The organism is Streptococcus sp. HMSC056C01, assembly GCF_001811305.1.
Taxonomy (GTDB): Bacteria; Bacillota; Bacilli; order Lactobacillales; family Streptococcaceae; genus Streptococcus.
On record NZ_KV804207.1, the window covers coordinates 1 to 16,447 of the forward strand.

The following is a 16,447-nucleotide window of genomic DNA, read 5'->3' on the forward strand; positions in this document are numbered from 1 at the left end:
GCCAGCCTGTCGCCATTGAACCTGAGTCTTTTAGGTAATACCAAGAGCCGTTATCATATAACCAATCAGCTGAAATCATAGCTCCTGATGATTTAAAGGCATACCAGCTACCACCTTGGTATAGCCATGTTTGATTAAACATAACCCCTTCATCATCCATAAAGTACCATGTTCCCTGATCCTTAATCCAAGCATCTTTAACTAGTTGTCCTTGTTTTTGATAGTACCAGTTTTGTTTAGATTTTAGCCAGCTTTCTGCTTTTACAATCGGATAAAGTATTTTGAAGGCTCCTGCTCCCCTGTAGGAATGACTAATAACTCCTGGTTTTTGAAGTTTCAATTCTTCATAGTCGTCTGCCCAAGCAAATACTTTTTGACCATTGACAGTCTCTGGTAAGGTAGCAGTGTAGGTCTTGGTTTGATAGTCCCATTTTGCATCAAGGTAGGTGTGTTGATCATTTGATTCGTCAATACGGAAGTAACCACTCTTTCCACCGTCATTATATACATCATCAACTACTTTAGTGGACCAGGTCTTTGTTTCATTTCCACTCTTGGCTTCTACTTTGATATCTCCTCTGTAGCCATAAGGTACGTAGAAATTCAGGTAACGCCCCTCTGTACCGACCATAGACTTGTCCTTTTCTTGACCTAGAAAATTGACAGTCTGATCTTGACCATTTAAAGTGACTTTCCATTCAATTTTTTCGTTTTTGGGCAAATCTAAGACTTTGATATCTACTTCATGTCCATTTTCAAATCGAAGAATTTTGCCATCTTGATATTGAACACCACCCTTAATGACCCACTCTTCTTCAAGCTCGAAGGCCTTTCCTGAATGAGGAAAAGCTAGTAAAGCTAAACCTGCTAAAGACAAACTAAATAGTGTGATTTTTTTCATGAGATTCCCTCCTGTTTTTATCCATGTTAATTATATCACTATGTTATTTTTTTGCAAGAGATATCCTAAATGTATATAGGAAGAACCTCTGAGATGACTCTCAAAGGTTTAATCATGACTATTTACTATTTTCGACAGCTGCTGTTACAAAAGCAGTGTAGAGTTCTTCTGGGCGGTTTGGACGACTTGAAAGCTCTGGGTGGTACTGACAAGCCACAAAGAATTTGTTTTCTGGAATTTCAACAATTTCGACCAAGCGATTGTCTGGTGAAACGCCTGAAAAGACAAAACCTGCTCCTTCAAACTGTTCACGGAAGGCATTGTTAAACTCATAACGGTGACGGTGACGGCGTTGCACCACCTCTTTGTTATGATAAGCTGCCGCTGCCTTAGAACCACGTTTTAGCTTAGAAGGATAAAGTCCCAAACGAAGGGTACCACCCATGTCCTCAACATCAATCTGATCACGCATGATATCGATGATAGGGTATTTGGTATCAGGATTTAGCTCTGCTGAATTAGCTCCTTCAAGACCTAAGACATTACGGGCAAATTCGATACAGGTCAACTGCATACCCAAGCAGACTCCCAGCATTGGTACATCATTTTCACGCGCATAGCGAATCGCTTCAATCTTGCCTTCTGTTCCACGTTGACCAAAACCACCTGGCACGATGATTCCGTCAGCATCAGATAGGAGTTCTGCCAGATTGTCAGCTGTCACATCGTTAGCATTGACCCAATCAATCTTGACTTCTGCATCATTGGCATAACCAGAGTGTTTCAAAGCTTCAACAACTGAGATGTAGGCATCTTGCAACTCAACATACTTACCAACAAGTGCAATCTTGACTTGTTTTTTGAGGTTCATAACCTTATCAACCATAGCTGACCACTCTGTCATATCTGCTGCAGGTGCATCTATTTTCAAATGGTCACAGACGATTTGATCCATGCCTTGAGCTTGCAGATTAAGTGGGATTTGGTAAAGATGATCCACATCCAAGGACTCAATAACTGCTTCTGGCGCCACATCACAGAACTGGGCTAATTTATTTTTAATCCCTTGTCCTGCTGGTTTTTCTGTACGAATGACCAACATATTTGGCTGGATTCCCAGACCACGTAATTCTTTGACAGAGTGTTGAGTTGGTTTGGTTTTCATTTCACCAGCTGCCTTGAGGTAAGGAAGCAAGGTCGTATGGATATACATGACATTATCTGCACCCACATCTGCCTTCATCTGACGAAGAGCTTCTAAGAATGGAAGGGACTCGATATCGCCGACTGTTCCACCAACCTCTGTAATAATAACGTCAGAGTCAGTCGTTAGGGCAGCACGCTTGATTTTTTCTTTCAAAGCATCTGTAATATGAGGAATAACTTGGACAGTTGCACCCAAATACTCTCCACGGCGTTCCTTACGAAGAACTTCGCTGTAGATTTTACCAGTTGTCACGTTTGAGTATTTGTTGAGGTTGATATCTATAAAACGTTCATAGTGACCCAAGTCCAAATCTGTCTCAGCCCCATCATCAGTTACAAAGACTTCCCCGTGCTGGTAAGGGCTCATGGTTCCTGGGTCGATATTGATATAAGGGTCAAATTTTTGAATGGTCACCTTCAAACCACGGTTTTTTAAAAGACGTCCAAGACTCGCTGCAACGATCCCTTTTCCAATAGACGACACCACACCACCAGTGACAAAAATATATTTCGTAGACATAGATTCCTCTTTCTAAAATGCTCAAGGTCTTGTTCACTAACAGGGGATTGAGAAAACAAGACCTTCATCAATAACTACACCCCAAGAAGCAAAGCTTCCTGGAAAAACAAAAATAGCTCCCTAATAACTAGGGAGCTCCGACCTCTAAAAGAGGTGCCCGAACAATATATTACCTCAAAATGAACCATTTGTCAAATAGAACAAATCGTTGACTTGGCGCATTCCAGCTTACAAAACTAACTCAGACTAATACAAAAAAAGCTGGACTAGGAAATCGAGACTTGATAGACCGATTCCAGCTCCAACTCCTTTTTATTTTTATTCTTCCTCTTCTTCAGAGTCTTCGTCGTCTTCTTCATTAAGATCGACTTCTTCATCTAGATCATCTGGGGCGATTTCATTGATTTCAGCATCGTAGGCTTCCACTTCATTCTTCTCATCATCTGGATTTTCATCATCATAAGAAAGAGCTGGATCTTCTTCGTAGGCGTCTTCATCCTCTGGATCATCTGCACTGTAATCAATAGCATCTGTATCACCATCCATAAAGGCGTTGACACGTTTTTTCTTAGCCTTAGGTGCTACTTCTTCATCATCACTTTCTTCAAGAGCAATGATTTCCTCATCGATTTCATCCACTCCATACCAGGAACGAAGGCCCCATTTGTTATCTCCAAGAGAGATAAAGCTACCGTCAAAGTTCAATTCTGTATAGAACAAAGGCAAAGCTTCACGAATATCGCTATTAGAGGTACCGAGATAGTTTTGGATTTCATTAACCAAATCACTAAAATGCATTTCGTGATCACGACCACGGAGTTCCAAGATGGCACGAGCCACCTCAATCATAGATAGTTCACTTTTTTCTTGCCCAGCAAATACTTCTAATTCCAAAGCGTTTCTCCTCATTTTTTACTACTAACGTCAGAGTGGATAAACTCTGATCTCATTTTATCATGTACTCTTTATTGTACGATAATTTTGCCTAATAGTCAAAGGTTTAGGAGAAATAAATGTGAAATATTTCAGCTAATTAATACTCAATGAAAATCAAAGAGCAAACTAGGAAACTAGCCGCAGGTTGCTCAAAACACTGTTTTGAGGTTGCAGATGGATGCTGACGTGGTTTGAAGAGATTTTCGAAGAGTATAAAAGACCTGGGAGATACACTCACAGGTCCGATACTTTATTTATAACTTAAAGCTCGTTTAAAGGTTTTCCAGATCCCCAAATCATCTGTTTGAAGGACCAAACTAGCATACATGCGTCCGATAAAGATGGTTGCAGTCACCGCAAAAGCAATCGTAATCATAAGTGAAATCCAAGCTTCCAAACCATTTGCATAGCCATTGATAGCTCTAAAAGGCATAAAGAAGGTCGAAATGAAAGGAATATAAGAACCGATTTTCAAAATCAAATTGTCTCCTGCAGCTCCTAGTGCAGTAACGCCAACAAAACCAGCTATTATTAAAATCATCAACGGAGACAAGGCCTTTCCTGCATCTTCGGGACGAGAAACCATGGAACCTAAGAAGGCTGCCAAGACTACATACATGAAGAGACTGACTAAGATAAATAATAAGGTGTTAAGCGAGAAGGCCTCTCCCAAGTGATTTAGAATACCTGAATTAGCCAAGATAGGCATATCCTTAAAGAATAAGATAGCTCCAAGACCACCAACGACATAAATACCAATATGAGTCAAAATCACAAGAAGTAAGGCAATCATGCGTGCGTAGAAATAATGGCTAGCACGAATGCTTGAGAAGACCACTTCCATGATTTTGGTTCCTTTCTCGCTGGCTACTTCTTGAGCAGTGACACTAGCGTAAGTAATCAAAATCATATAGAGGAAGAAACCCAGTCCTGCAGCCGCAAAGGTTTGAACCAACTTTTTATTTTCCTTGGCTTCATCAATCTGTTCTGTAAATTGAACCGTTTGAGCCAAGCGTTTTTCCTGTTCCTGAGACAAATTTGCTTCTGAACGGTTGAGTTGGGATTGGAGTTCATTCAACTTAGCGGTCACTGCTAACTTAATGCCACTCTCTAGTGAAGTTTCACCATGATAGACTGCCTTGAGGACACTGTTCTCCTGGTCAATAGTTAGATAGCCTTTTATTTTTTCATCCTTGATGGCTTCTTGGGCACTCGCTTCATCCTTATAGTCAAAGTTAAGACCATTGGTCGATTTAAGTTCTTCTGTAACAAGAGGAACAGAACTAACTACTGCTACCTTACTATTTTGAGCCAAGGAAGAACCTTGGAGAACACCAATTCCTCCAGATAGACCTAAAAAGAGGAAAGGCGAAACCACCATAAAGAAGAAACTCCACGACTTGACATGTCTTAGATAGGTTTCTTTGATTACAACCCACATATTTCTCATACTTCCACCCCTGATTCTAATTTAAAGATTTCATCGATTGTTGGAGCTTGTTGATCAAAAGTCGCGATATATTGACCTTGAGTCAAGATTGGGAAGAGTTCTCTACCTGCACTTTCATCATCCAAGATCAACTTCCAGCTACCTTGCTTAGTCAAGCTAACCTGTTTAACATGAGGAAGATTTTCCAGTTCTTCCTTGCTTCGGTCACTTGAAACAAAAAGTCGTGTTTTGCCGTATTGATTGCGAACCTCTTGAACCGGTCCATGCAAGACCACACGCCCATCACGAATCATGAGGATATCATCACAAAGTTCTTCGACATTGGTCATGACATGGTCAGAAAAGATAATGGTTGCTCCACGCTCTTTTTCTTTCAAGATAACCTGCTTAAGAAGCTCGGTATTGACTGGATCCAAGCCACTAAAAGGTTCATCTAGGATAATCAAGTCGGGTTCATGAATCAGAGTAATAATCAATTGAATCTTCTGTTGATTTCCTTTTGAGAGACTCTTGATCTTATCCGTCAATTTTCCCTTGACTTCCAATTTTTCCATCCATTGAGGGAGTTTTTCTTTGATTTCCTTGGTGTCCATGCCTTTTAGGGTCGCCAAGTAACGAACTTGTTCAAGGACTGTCAATTTAGGCATAAGACTACGTTCTTCAGGGAGATAACCAATGCGAGCATAAGTCTCCTGACGAATATCTTGACCATCAAGCTCAATCTCCCCTTGATAGTCTAAAAATTTCAAAAGACTGTGAAAAATAGTTGTTTTCCCAGCTCCATTTTTCCCAACCAGCCCCAAAATACGCCCTGGTCGTGCTTGAAAGTCAACACCAAACAAAACTTGCTTAGGCCCAAAACTTTTCTCTAGATTTCTTACTTCGAGCATCATCCACCTCCGAAATTTATTGAACTCATTATACTCCTTTTTGATAGCCTTTACAATGATTTATGTACATTTTTAAATCTTGATTTCAAGAAGGATAGTTTCTGGATAGGAACTTTATTAGCTTATCACCAAGCATTTTAGTCCTCCAGGTTTTAAGTGATAAATTTATTATACTCATTTCTTGATAAATCCGTTGGCTATGTCCTCAAATGTTCATTTTCAGTCCTGAATTGTTACTAGCAATCTTCATCATTCTGCCTAGCTTATCGTGCTATTTTATGGTATATTTTTGATAGACTATAGATTATCATAAGCAAGGAATCTGATATGAAAAAAAGACTTAAACTCGAACCAAACAACAATAACTTAATCATTTGGGAAGCTGAACAACCAAAAGCCATTCTTCAGATTGTACATGGCATGGTAGAATACGTAGAACGATATGAAGAATTTGCTCTAGCCATGAATAACGAAGGCTTTACTGTTATCGGCCATGATCATCTCGGCCACGGTTATACTGCTCAAAATCCAAGTCAACTCGGAGTCTTTCCTGAATCTCCCGAGGAACTCATCGATGATATTGAAAGAGTGACCTCTTTAATTCAAGAAAGCTATCCAGAACTTCCAATCGTCCTTCTAGGGCATTCTATGGGTTCTCTTATGTGTCGCTATTATGTAGCTAAACGAAAACCACCTATCAATGCCTTGATTATCATGGCTACTGGTCAACAACCTCAGTTTCTAACTCGATTTGCTCTCATCCTAACAGAATGCATCCGACTTATAAAAGGGAATAAGCACCGTAGTAAAATCCTGACCTATCTATCAACTGATAGTTTTAATCGAAGTATTAAGAATTCGAAAACATCTGTAGATTGGCTCTCGAAAAATGAAGAATCTAACCAAGCTTATCTGAAGGATCCATTCTGTCAATTCATCCCTACTATTCCCATGTACAGATCCATTTTTTACTTCTCTAATCAAGTAGCTAGTAAGCAGGTAATCGATGAGATTCCAGCTCAACTCCCCATTCTCGTTATTTCAGGACAAGAAGACCCTCTGGGAGAAAATGGTAAAGGTATAGAAAGATTTGTAAAACTCCTAAAGGCTTCACATTCGAAAGTAAGCGTCCGAGTAGTTGAAGAGGCTCGTCACGAAATTCTGAACGAAATCAATCGACAAGATACTTACCACTTCTTAGCTGATTGGATGACCAAAAATATGGATGGCTAACCTAGATATAGCAGTATTACATAGAACTTATTCCCCAAGTTGATTACATCATCAGGCTAAAGCTTGATGATTTTTTGTACTAAAAAATCCATCCTTAGGGATGGATTATAGACTGTTAACGCACCTCTGCATTCACTTTTTCTTCAAGTGATGCTTGAATTTTTTCCATGTAGCGTGCGACTTCTTCATCAGTCAAGCTATCTTCTGGATTTTGGAAGGTCAAGCTATAAGCCATTGACTTCATACCAAGTCCTAGTTTTTCACCTGAGAAGACATCAAAGAGTTTGATAGCTGTCAAACGTTTCACGCCTGCAGATTTGATGGCATCAACCACATCTTGGTGAGTCACTTCTGCTTTGAGGAGAAGGGCGATATCACGGCTGACTGCTGGGAATTTAGTAATTTCCACAAATGGAGCTACTGGTTGAAGAGCTTTCTCGATAGCTGAAAGGTTGAGCTCTGCTACATAAGTTTCTGGAATATCGTAAGCCTTAGCTGTAACAGGATGTACTTGACCGAGGAAACCAAGGACTTGGTCACCGAGTGAAATCAAGGCTGTACGTCCTGGGTGAAGGCTAGCGATTTCAGAGGTTGCTGTATAAGTCACTTCAAGACCCAAGCGAGCAAAGAGGGCTTCCATAATTCCCTTGGCATAGAAGAAGTCAACAGGAACTGCTGCTGTTTGGAAGTCTTTTTCAGCAACCAAGCCTGTCAAGGCAAAGGCAAAGCTATTGATTTCATTTGGCAATTCTTCTTTTGGATTACCGATTTGCTCGAAAACTTTTCCAATCTCATAAAGAGCCAAGTTTTTATTCTTACGTGCTACGTTGTAGGCAACTGTATCCAAAATACCTGAAACCATATTTTGACGGAGAACTGAACGGTCCACAGTCATTGGCCACATCAATTCTGTCAAATGACTTGGCTGAATCGTAAACTCGACTGCTTTTTCAGGAGTTGTTAGAGCATAGGTGATAATTTCTGTCAAACCTGCTCCCTCAGCGATAGTACGAACTTGACGGCGGAGTTTTTGTGTCGCAGTCAATTCACCAGCTGTTCCATCATCTTTTGGAAGACTAGTTGGCAAGCGGTCATAACCATAGATACGAGCGATTTCTTCAAAAAGATCCGCTTCGATAGTGATGTCCCAGCGACGACGTGGTACGCTTACTGTGAAGCTATCTGCATTTCCAGAAAGGCCAAATCCAAGACGACGGAAGACATCTTCTACATCTGCGTAGGAAAGCTCTGTACCGAGGACACGGTTGACGTCTGCAAGAGTAGAAGAAACTTCTACATCAGATGTATCCAACTGCCCTGCTGAAACGATGCCCTTCCGCACTGTCGCACCAGCCAATTCCGCAATCATGCTTGCTGCCGCATCAAGGGCTTCATTAACGGTTGCCACGTTGATACCTTTTTCAAAACGTGAAGATGATTCTGAGCGAAGATTGAGGCGACCACTTGTCTTACGGATAGATTTGCCATTGAAAACAGCAGCTTCAAGAACGACACGACTAGACTTTTCAGAGATTTCTGTAGCTTGTCCACCCATGACACCTGCAAGAGCTACTGGCTTGTCTGCTACAGTGATGACTAAGTCATTTGTTTCCAACTCACGTTCTTCACCGTCCAAGGTTACCAATGTTTCACCAGCACGAGCCTCACGCACACGAATCTCGCTTCCATCAAAGGTATCCAAGTCAAATGCATGCATTGGTTGACCAAAATAAAGCAAGATATAGTTGGTCACGTCGACGACATTGTTAATCGGACGGATGCCTTCATTCATGAGGAGGTTTTGTAACCATTGTGGACTTGGTGCAATGGTCACATTGTCCAAGATACGTGCAGCATAGTAAGGCGCCTTGTCTGTATCAATGCTGACAGAAAGAGCGTCTGCTGCAACTTGGTCTGTTTCTGTTAAAGTAAATTCTTTAAAATTGACTGCCTTGTCATAGATAGCGGCTACTTCGTGCGCTACCCCACGCATAGAAAGAGCATCTGCACGGTTTGGCGTGATAGAAAGTTCGATGATTTCATCATCCAAGTCTAGATAGGAGAAGACTTCCTCACCTGGAATAGCATTTTCTGGCAAGATTTGGATGCCATCTGCAAATTCTTTCGGTACAACGGAGTCAGAAATGCCCAATTCACCAAGTGAACAGATCATCCCGAGTGACTCTAAGCCACGGATTTTCCCTTTTTTAATCTTGTAGTTATCAGCAATGCGAGCACCTGGAAGAGCCACCATAACCTTGATACCTGCACGCACATTTGGTGCTCCACAGACGATTTGACGGGCTTCTTCTTCACCCACATTGACTTGGCAGACATGCAAGTGTGTTTCTGGCACATCTTCGCAAGACAAGACTTCTCCGACGACAATTTTTGAGAGACCAGCAGCTGGAGATTCCACACCTTCTACTTCGATCCCTGTAGTTGACATTTTCTCAGCCAACTCTTGTGATGGCACATCAATGTCCACCAATTCTTTTAACCATTTGTATGATACTAACATAATTCTGATCGTAAGATCTCATCAATCGAGACCTTTTCAATTCCTTTCTTTTTCTTCGAGTAAGCTCTTGCCATTTCTCACCGAGAGGAAATGACTAGAACTGTATAGGATTGTGTTTCATGTTTCAATCTTATTTAAACTGTTCTGAGAAGCGGACATCGCCTTGGTAGAATCCACGGATATCGTTGATTCCGTAGCGAAGCATGGCTACACGCTCTTGACCAAGACCAAAGGCAAAGCCAGAGTAAACAGTCGCATCGATACCACTCATCTCAAGGACACGTGGGTGAACCATACCGGCACCCATAATCTCGATCCAACCAGTTTTCTTACATACGTTACAGCCGTCTCCGCCGCACTTGAAGCATGAAACGTCAACCTCAACAGAAGGCTCTGTGAATGGGAAGTAAGATGGGCGCAAACGGATTTGGCGCTCTTCACCAAACATTTTTTGCACAATCAACTGAAGAGTTCCTTGAAGGTCAGCCATAGAGATGTTTTTCCCAACAACCAAGCCTTCGATTTGATGGAATTGGTGACTGTGGGTCGCATCGTCAGTATCACGACGGAATACACGTCCTGGTGAGATCATCTTCAAAGGACCTTTAGAAAAATCATGGGCATCCATCGCACGCGCCTGAACTGGAGACGTGTGGGTACGGAGCAAGATTTCTTCTGTGATGTAGAAAGTGTCCTGCATATCACGGGCTGGGTGGTCTTTTGGAAGGTTCATACGTTCGAAGTTGTAGTAGTCTTGCTCAACTTCAAATCCATCCACAACTTGGTAACCCATACCAATGAAAATATCTTCAATTTCTTCACTAGTTTGTGTAAGAACGTGACGGTGACCAGTCGCAACTGGACGTCCTGGAAGTGTCACATCAATGCTTTCACTTGCTAGTTGAGCTTCCACTTTCTTTTCTTCCAAGAGCTTAGCTGTTTCTTCAAAGGCAGCTGTTAGGACATCACGAGCCTCATTGACGTGTTTTCCGATAACAGGGCGCATTTCAGCAGAAACGTCTTTCATCCCTTTAAGGATTTCAGTCAGTGACCCTTTTTTACCAAGGACTGAGACACGCAATTCTTGCATCTCTTTTTCATTTTCAGCAGTAATCTGCTTCAAGCTAGCTAGCGTTTCTTCACGAAGCGCTTTTAATTGTTCTTCAATAGTTGACATAATTCCTCCATCAGTCTCTCGTAAGATAAAAAGAAAACCACATGCCAAAAACTCCACTCGGAGCGTTGACACGCGGTACCATCCGTTTTCATCTGACAAGTCAGACCTTTATTCTGAATCCATAGGCAAGTGAATTCACCCAGCTTTCATATAGAGAGCTTTCAGTCACGGCTCTCCTCCCTGAGATACTTCCCCTGAGATACTAGTCTTGCAGATTCCTATTTAATTATTATTCATTTTATCAAATTTTAAGTAATCTTGCAAGATGTTTTGCGACTAATCAACATAGTCTCCACCTTCAAAACCGTAATACTCTTCCAAACTGAGGCCACTTGCTGCAATTTCTTTGGCTTCTTTGCCAACATAGCGAAGGTGCCATTCCTCAGCCATATATCCTGTTTCTTTTTCCTTACCTTTAAGGTAACGAACGACAAAGCCATAGTCTGCGGCGTGGTCTAAAAGCCATTGGGCTGCCTTTTCTTCAGTGACTAGTTCTCCATTTGTTCGAATCAGATCAAAAGCTAAGCCAGTTTGGTGTTCACTATAACCAGGTCTTGCAGAATAGCGGTCAGCTTCAGCCTTGCCATCTTTATTTACATAGTTCTGATAAAGCTGAGTTTGAGTTTCATAACTTCTAAACCCACTATAGTGATCACTAATTGGGAAACCTGCTTGCTGCATAGCTGCAATGAGTTTTAACAGTTCTGCCTTTGCGGTAGGATTTTCTCCAGGATTGTAATCTTTTGACATAGGATAATGCTTATTAGCCACAACAATCTCATCGTACTTGCCTTGAATGCTGTAGTGATCTCCTTTGTTAACCACTTCTGCTTTCTTTTGACTAGCTTCCTGAGACTTACTTCCCGCGGTTCCTTCTTGTACAGTTGCTTGCTCTGCAGAAGACTTAGCCTCTGTAGTTGATGATTTTTCTTGTGAACAAGCTGCCAATGTCAAGGCTAATAATCCTGATAAGATAAGGTATCTTTTTTTCATCTGTTATCCTTTCATTTAATCATCTGGTTTAAAGTCTCAGATAATCTTGCAATCAAGTCTTCTAATTTGCTTCCCTTAACCTGATATTCTTCAGCAATCATTTCTTCCCATGGAACCCACCAGACTGGACCACGTCCATTAAGACCGTGTCCCTTCATATCACCCTCTCGTCTCGGGAAAATATGCCAGTGGACATGGGCATCTCCATTTCCAAGCAACTCTACATTCATCTTTTCAGCAGAAAAAGCTTTAGAAACAGCTTCCTGCACCAGACTCATTTCCTCTAAAAATTGAAGTCTGACACTTGGACCTAGATGATGTAGTTCTGTGACATGTTCCTTGGCTAAGAATAGAGTGTAACCTTCAAAATACTGGTGATCTCCGATGACAACATATCCTGTTTCTAACTCCTTGACAAAGTAGGGATTGTCACCAGACTTGATGAGTTCAATTCGATCACAAATCAAGCACATCTCAGTCCACCAACTCACTCTTGAGATAAGCATCCACCATACGCTCAGTAGCCACTACAGAATCAATATGAGTACGCTCATAAGAATGGCTTGATTCAATACCTGCTCCTAGAAGAGCGTGCTTAACCTCTGCTCCAGCTGACATCGCTGCCGAAGCATCCGAACCGTAAAATGGATAGATATCTAGCTTAAATGGAATGTCTTGCTCTTTTGCGAGAGCTACCAAATGTTGACGGAATTCATAGTGGTAAGGACCTGAAGCATCCTTAACACAGATAGAGACTGTGTACTCATCCGTCTGCTGATCATCTCCCATTGCTCCCATATCCACAGCTAGATATTCGACAACTTGACTAGGGATACTTGAGTTAGCACCGTGCCCCACTTCTTCAAAGACTGAAAAAGCAAAATGCGTAGTGACAGGAAGTTCAATTCCTTCTTCTTTGTAGACTTTGAGGAGATTAAGGAGAATAGCTGCGCTGACCTTGTCATCCAAATGACGAGACTTGATAAAGCCTGTCTCAGTCACGACAGTTCGTGGGTCAAAGCTGATAAAATCACCAACCTCGATACCGAGTGCGCGTGTTTCTTTTTCATTGGTCACTTTTTCATCCAAACGAACTTCCATATTGTCCTGTGTACGTTCCGCAGTTCCAGCATCTTTGTAAACGTGACAAGAAGTTTGGTGGATCAAAATCGTACCTGATACGGTTTTACCTGTGCTAGCTACATGGACCGTGCAGTTTTCGCCTTCAATCATGTTCCAAGGATAGCCACCGATACGGTCCATCTTGAGACGACCATCTGATTTAACAGCACGAACAATGGCACCCAAGGTATCTACATGGGCAGTTACATAGCGTTGTTTGTCATCATTTTTACCTTTAACAGTAACGTTGACACCACCTTTAGCAGTACGGATTGGTTGATAACCTAGTTTTTCAAGCGTCTCAACTAAATAATTCGTAATTTCACGCGTAAAACCTGTTGGTGACGCAATAGCAGTTAGTTCTTTGATATATTCTACAGTTTGATTCATTTTTTCACCTCTTGTTACCATTATATCACTTTTCCCATCGTAGTATGTGCAAAAAAGAAAAACTTAAAATACTTTGATTTTAAAATTAATCTATGGTAAAATGAAGTAAAGTATTATGATGAAAGGAATACAAAATGAACAAATATTTCAAAACGACACTTTTCTTAGCCTTGCCTTTGGCATTCTTGTTGGGATGTTCAAAACAATCCTCAACCACTTCTTCTAGCTCTTCTACACCAGAAACGACTGAAGTAAAAACTTCTGAATCTAGCACTACTGAAAAGAAATCCGAATTAAAAACTGCGACCTTTGTGAACGATTCTCAGCCTGGTGTCGTATCAACCTTAACTTATACAGTTGACGGTGATAATGTTGTCAAACAAACTGCTCATAATGTCGCTGATCCTGAAGTCCTCAATAATACTGCAGATGCTGTAAAAAGTATTCTTGAAGAAACCTACAAAGGCTATAAGGGACTTAAAGGGGTAACTTTCTCAATCGAAGTTAAAGATGGTAAAGTCGTACAAGATCTTGAGATTGACCTTTCAGTTGCAAGCATTGACGAACTTAGAAAAGCTTTACCAGAAGAATACTCAGGCGTTGGAAAAAACGTAAGTTTTAAAGCCTCTAAAAAAATGTTAACAGACCTTGGTTATACAGAAAAAAACTAAGTAACTAAAACTAAATAGAAAAAACTTGGCCGATGCCAAGTTTTTTCTATTCCATTTCAAAAGCTTCACTTTCTTGTTTATTTGGAAGAACAAGAGAAAGTAGAATTCCGATAATAGCTGGTACCAACCATGGCAGAGAAGCCTCCGCAAATGGTAGAGCGTTCACGATATTTGCAAGGACCTCGACTTTAAAAGTAGATCCTAAAACACTTGCAATAGCAATGGCTGTGACAATACCAACAGTTAATTGCATTCCTGGTTTTGAAAGAGCGACAAACTTATTCACAATCACAATCATGACAATGGCAATCGTAATTGGGTACAAAATAACGAGAACTGGTACAGAGTACTTAATAATAGCACTCAAACCAAGATTTGCAATGGCAAAACCAATCAAGGTAAAGACAGTCGCATAAACCTTGTAGCTGATTTGTGGGAAACGTCCGTTAAAGAACTCGGCAGTTGATACAATCAACCCTACAGTCGTTGTAAAGCAAGTAACGGTTACCATAGCCGCAAGGAAAAGCTGAGCAGTAGAACCAAAGATTTCTTGAGTCGCTTGAGACAAGATATAAACTCCCGGAGTTCCACTCTTCATTGCTTCTTCTGTTACTGGGAAATGATTGCCCAAGAAACCTAGCCCGATGTAGAGAGCACTAAATCCGAGTGCTACAACGATTCCAACCACCCAAATGGTTGAAATGTACTCTTTCTTACTTGAAAAACCAAGTTGTTTCAAGGTTTGAACTGCAATCACACTAAAGGCAACAGAAGCAAGCGCGTCAAGTGTATTGTATCCTTCAAGGAAACCTGCACCAAAGGCTGAAGCTTGATAAGCGCCTGAAGCTGCTTGTGGTGCATTCCCACCATACTTGAAAGCTCCAAGGATAACCAGAATAACAATTAAGATGGCAAAAACTGGAGTCAAGATTCGACCGATACGATCCAAGATTTTTGAAGGATTCAACGAGATTAGGTAGGCAGCTACAAAGTAGAGAATGGTGAAGACAATCAAACCTAAACCTTTATCTGCTTGATCCAAGAGTGGACTAATACCAACTTCAAACGATGTCGTTGCTGTACGAGGGATGGCAAAGAATGGGCCAATCGACAAGTACAAAACTGCAAGATAAATCGTCGCAAACCATGGAGAAATTTTCTTAGAAATTTCATAGATATACCCCTTAGGATTAAGGGTCCCAATAATCAAAGTTAGGACGGCAATCCCAACACCTGAAAATACAAATCCTGCAATGGCAGGAAGGAAGTTTTCTCCAGACTGTGCGCCTAGAGTTGGAGGGAAAATCAAGTTACCTGCTCCAAAAAATATTCCAAACAGGAGTAATCCTGTTAAAGCACCTTTTTTAGCCATAAACTCTCCTTATTAAAAATAAAATACTTTCTTAGTATAACATGATTAAAGGCCAGAAAAGGCTGTCACGAAATAATTCTAAAATGTTTTCAATTTTCCGAATTTTAATGCAAAAAAATTCCCTTCGAGACCTTTTTTATTTTCAGTCTCAAAGGGAGTTTGTCTTATTCTAAAGCATCCATGCCACCTTTGACATTGATAACTTCATAGCCTTGTTCTGCTAAAAATTGGCAGGCACGTGCGGAACGGATACCTGATTTACAGATCACATAGTAAGGCTGGGTTTTATCTAGTTGCTCATAAGTATCTGCCAGTTGACTAAGAGGGAAATTACGAGCATCTTCTAAATGAAGAGCCTCAAATTCCTCTACTTCTCTCACATCCAATACAGAAAGCGCCTCTTTCTGATAAAGCTGGTAAAAATTGTTAAAAGTAATTTCTTTCATTTTTCTTCTCCGAGAATTTTTTGGATTCTATCTTTCAAGTCAGGCACAACTTCTGCCTCAAACCAAGGATTTTTTTTCATCCAGATTTGATTGCGGGGTGAAGGATGCACCAGTGGGAAATAATCAGGCAAATAATCCTTGAACCGATGCACACGGTCTGTCACCTTACCACTAACTTTCTCATGCAGGTAGTAGGCTTGGGCATACTGACCAATCAAGAGTGTTAATTGAATATCTGGCAATTCCTTCAAGAGTTCTGGATGCCATTTTTCTGCAAAACCTGGACGAGGTGGTAGGTCACCCGATTTCCCATGACCTGGAAAGTAGAAATCCATGGGCATGACTGCAAAGTAACCTGAATTGTAAAAGGTGTCTTCATCCACACCCAACCATTCTCGCAAGCGGTCCCCACTTTTATCCTTCCAGTATAGCCCTGCTTCTTGGGTTTTGAGACCAGGTGCCTGGCCAATGATATTGATACGAGCTGTTTTTGGTGCTGCAAAGAGTGGCTCGATGCCTTGCTCAGTATAGCCGGCATTTTGGGGATCCTCTATGATAGCTTGCTTGATTTTTTCGATTTGAGACATCTGTTTCCCTCCAAAAAGAAGTCCAAGCATAA

15 protein-coding genes are annotated in these 16,447 nt (G+C 41.1%); 2 read left to right on the forward strand and 13 right to left on the reverse strand.

Annotated elements, in window-relative coordinates; all coding sequences use genetic code 11:
* The 5 genes from HMPREF2795_RS05990 to HMPREF2795_RS06010 all read right to left on the reverse strand — a co-directional run.
* A partial coding sequence (locus HMPREF2795_RS05990) for a PspC-like choline-binding domain-containing protein (RefSeq protein WP_075228444.1) occupies positions 1–901 on the reverse strand: 901 nt, incomplete at its 3' end.
* A gap of 118 nt (positions 902–1,019) precedes the next feature.
* Positions 1,020–2,627, reverse strand: a complete 1,608-nt coding sequence (locus tag HMPREF2795_RS05995; RefSeq protein ID WP_075228445.1) for a CTP synthase — start codon at positions 2,625–2,627, stop codon at positions 1,020–1,022.
* Between the two features lie 318 nt (positions 2,628–2,945).
* Positions 2,946–3,521 carry a DNA-directed RNA polymerase subunit delta gene (gene rpoE / locus HMPREF2795_RS06000; protein WP_049502915.1) on the reverse strand — a complete coding sequence of 192 codons (576 nt, stop codon included), beginning with the start codon at positions 3,519–3,521 and terminating at the stop codon, positions 2,946–2,948.
* A 292-nt stretch (positions 3,522–3,813) separates the two neighbouring features.
* Positions 3,814–5,013 (reverse strand): ABC transporter permease, encoded by a 1,200-nt coding sequence (locus tag HMPREF2795_RS06005; RefSeq protein WP_075228446.1) that lies wholly within the window; start codon positions 5,011–5,013, stop codon positions 3,814–3,816.
* Complete coding sequence (locus HMPREF2795_RS06010) at positions 5,010–5,903, reverse strand: ABC transporter ATP-binding protein (RefSeq protein WP_075228528.1); 894 nt, start codon at positions 5,901–5,903, stop codon at positions 5,010–5,012. Before HMPREF2795_RS06010 ends, HMPREF2795_RS06005 begins: the two co-directional genes overlap by 4 nt.
* Before the next feature lie 327 nt (positions 5,904–6,230).
* Here HMPREF2795_RS06010 and HMPREF2795_RS06015 point away from each other — a divergent pair, with 327 nt between their 5' ends.
* Positions 6,231–7,136 (forward strand): alpha/beta fold hydrolase, encoded by a 906-nt coding sequence (locus HMPREF2795_RS06015; protein ID WP_083303347.1) that lies wholly within the window; start codon positions 6,231–6,233, stop codon positions 7,134–7,136.
* A 115-nt stretch (positions 7,137–7,251) separates the two neighbouring features.
* Here the strand turns inward: HMPREF2795_RS06015 and pheT are convergent, their stop codons facing one another.
* From pheT to HMPREF2795_RS06040, 5 genes are all read right to left on the reverse strand, one after another.
* Positions 7,252–9,657, reverse strand: a complete 2,406-nt coding sequence (pheT, locus tag HMPREF2795_RS06020; protein ID WP_075228447.1) for a phenylalanine--tRNA ligase subunit beta — start codon at positions 9,655–9,657, stop codon at positions 7,252–7,254.
* A gap of 130 nt (positions 9,658–9,787) precedes the next feature.
* A complete protein-coding gene (gene pheS / locus HMPREF2795_RS06025) occupies positions 9,788–10,834 on the reverse strand; it encodes a phenylalanine--tRNA ligase subunit alpha (protein WP_000103748.1) in 1,047 nt (348 codons plus the stop codon).
* Between the two features lie 276 nt (positions 10,835–11,110).
* On the reverse strand, positions 11,111–11,827 hold the full coding sequence (gene ldcB, locus HMPREF2795_RS06030) for an LD-carboxypeptidase LdcB/DacB (RefSeq protein WP_000747750.1): 717 nt from the start codon (positions 11,825–11,827) through the stop codon (positions 11,111–11,113).
* A gap of 11 nt (positions 11,828–11,838) precedes the next feature.
* On the reverse strand, positions 11,839–12,300 hold the full coding sequence (locus HMPREF2795_RS06035; protein WP_000335582.1) for an HIT family protein: 462 nt from the start codon (positions 12,298–12,300) through the stop codon (positions 11,839–11,841).
* A gap of 1 nt (position 12,301) precedes the next feature.
* Positions 12,302–13,339, reverse strand: a complete 1,038-nt coding sequence (locus HMPREF2795_RS06040) for a M42 family metallopeptidase (protein WP_001077253.1) — start codon at positions 13,337–13,339, stop codon at positions 12,302–12,304.
* A gap of 134 nt (positions 13,340–13,473) precedes the next feature.
* On the opposite strand from HMPREF2795_RS06040, the gene HMPREF2795_RS06045 reads away from it, so the two are divergent.
* Positions 13,474–14,010: a DUF1307 domain-containing protein gene (locus HMPREF2795_RS06045; protein WP_001045999.1), complete on the forward strand. Its 537-nt coding sequence runs from the start codon at positions 13,474–13,476 to the stop codon at positions 14,008–14,010.
* A 46-nt stretch (positions 14,011–14,056) separates the two neighbouring features.
* Here the strand turns inward: HMPREF2795_RS06045 and brnQ are convergent, their stop codons facing one another.
* The 3 genes from brnQ to HMPREF2795_RS06060 form a co-directional block, all read right to left on the reverse strand.
* The gene (gene brnQ / locus HMPREF2795_RS06050; RefSeq protein ID WP_001074604.1) at positions 14,057–15,382 is read right to left on the reverse strand and encodes a branched-chain amino acid transport system II carrier protein; all 1,326 of its coding nucleotides are present in this window, start codon (positions 15,380–15,382) and stop codon (positions 14,057–14,059) included.
* A 164-nt stretch (positions 15,383–15,546) separates the two neighbouring features.
* Positions 15,547–15,828, reverse strand: coding sequence for a rhodanese-like domain-containing protein (locus HMPREF2795_RS06055; protein ID WP_000659171.1), 282 nt, complete (start codon positions 15,826–15,828; stop codon positions 15,547–15,549).
* Entirely contained in the window at positions 15,825–16,415 is a 591-nt protein-coding gene (locus HMPREF2795_RS06060; protein ID WP_000078102.1) for a uracil-DNA glycosylase family protein, read from the reverse strand. The genes HMPREF2795_RS06055 and HMPREF2795_RS06060 overlap by 4 nt, the downstream gene beginning before the upstream one ends.
* Positions 16,416–16,447: the final 32 nt, after the last annotated feature.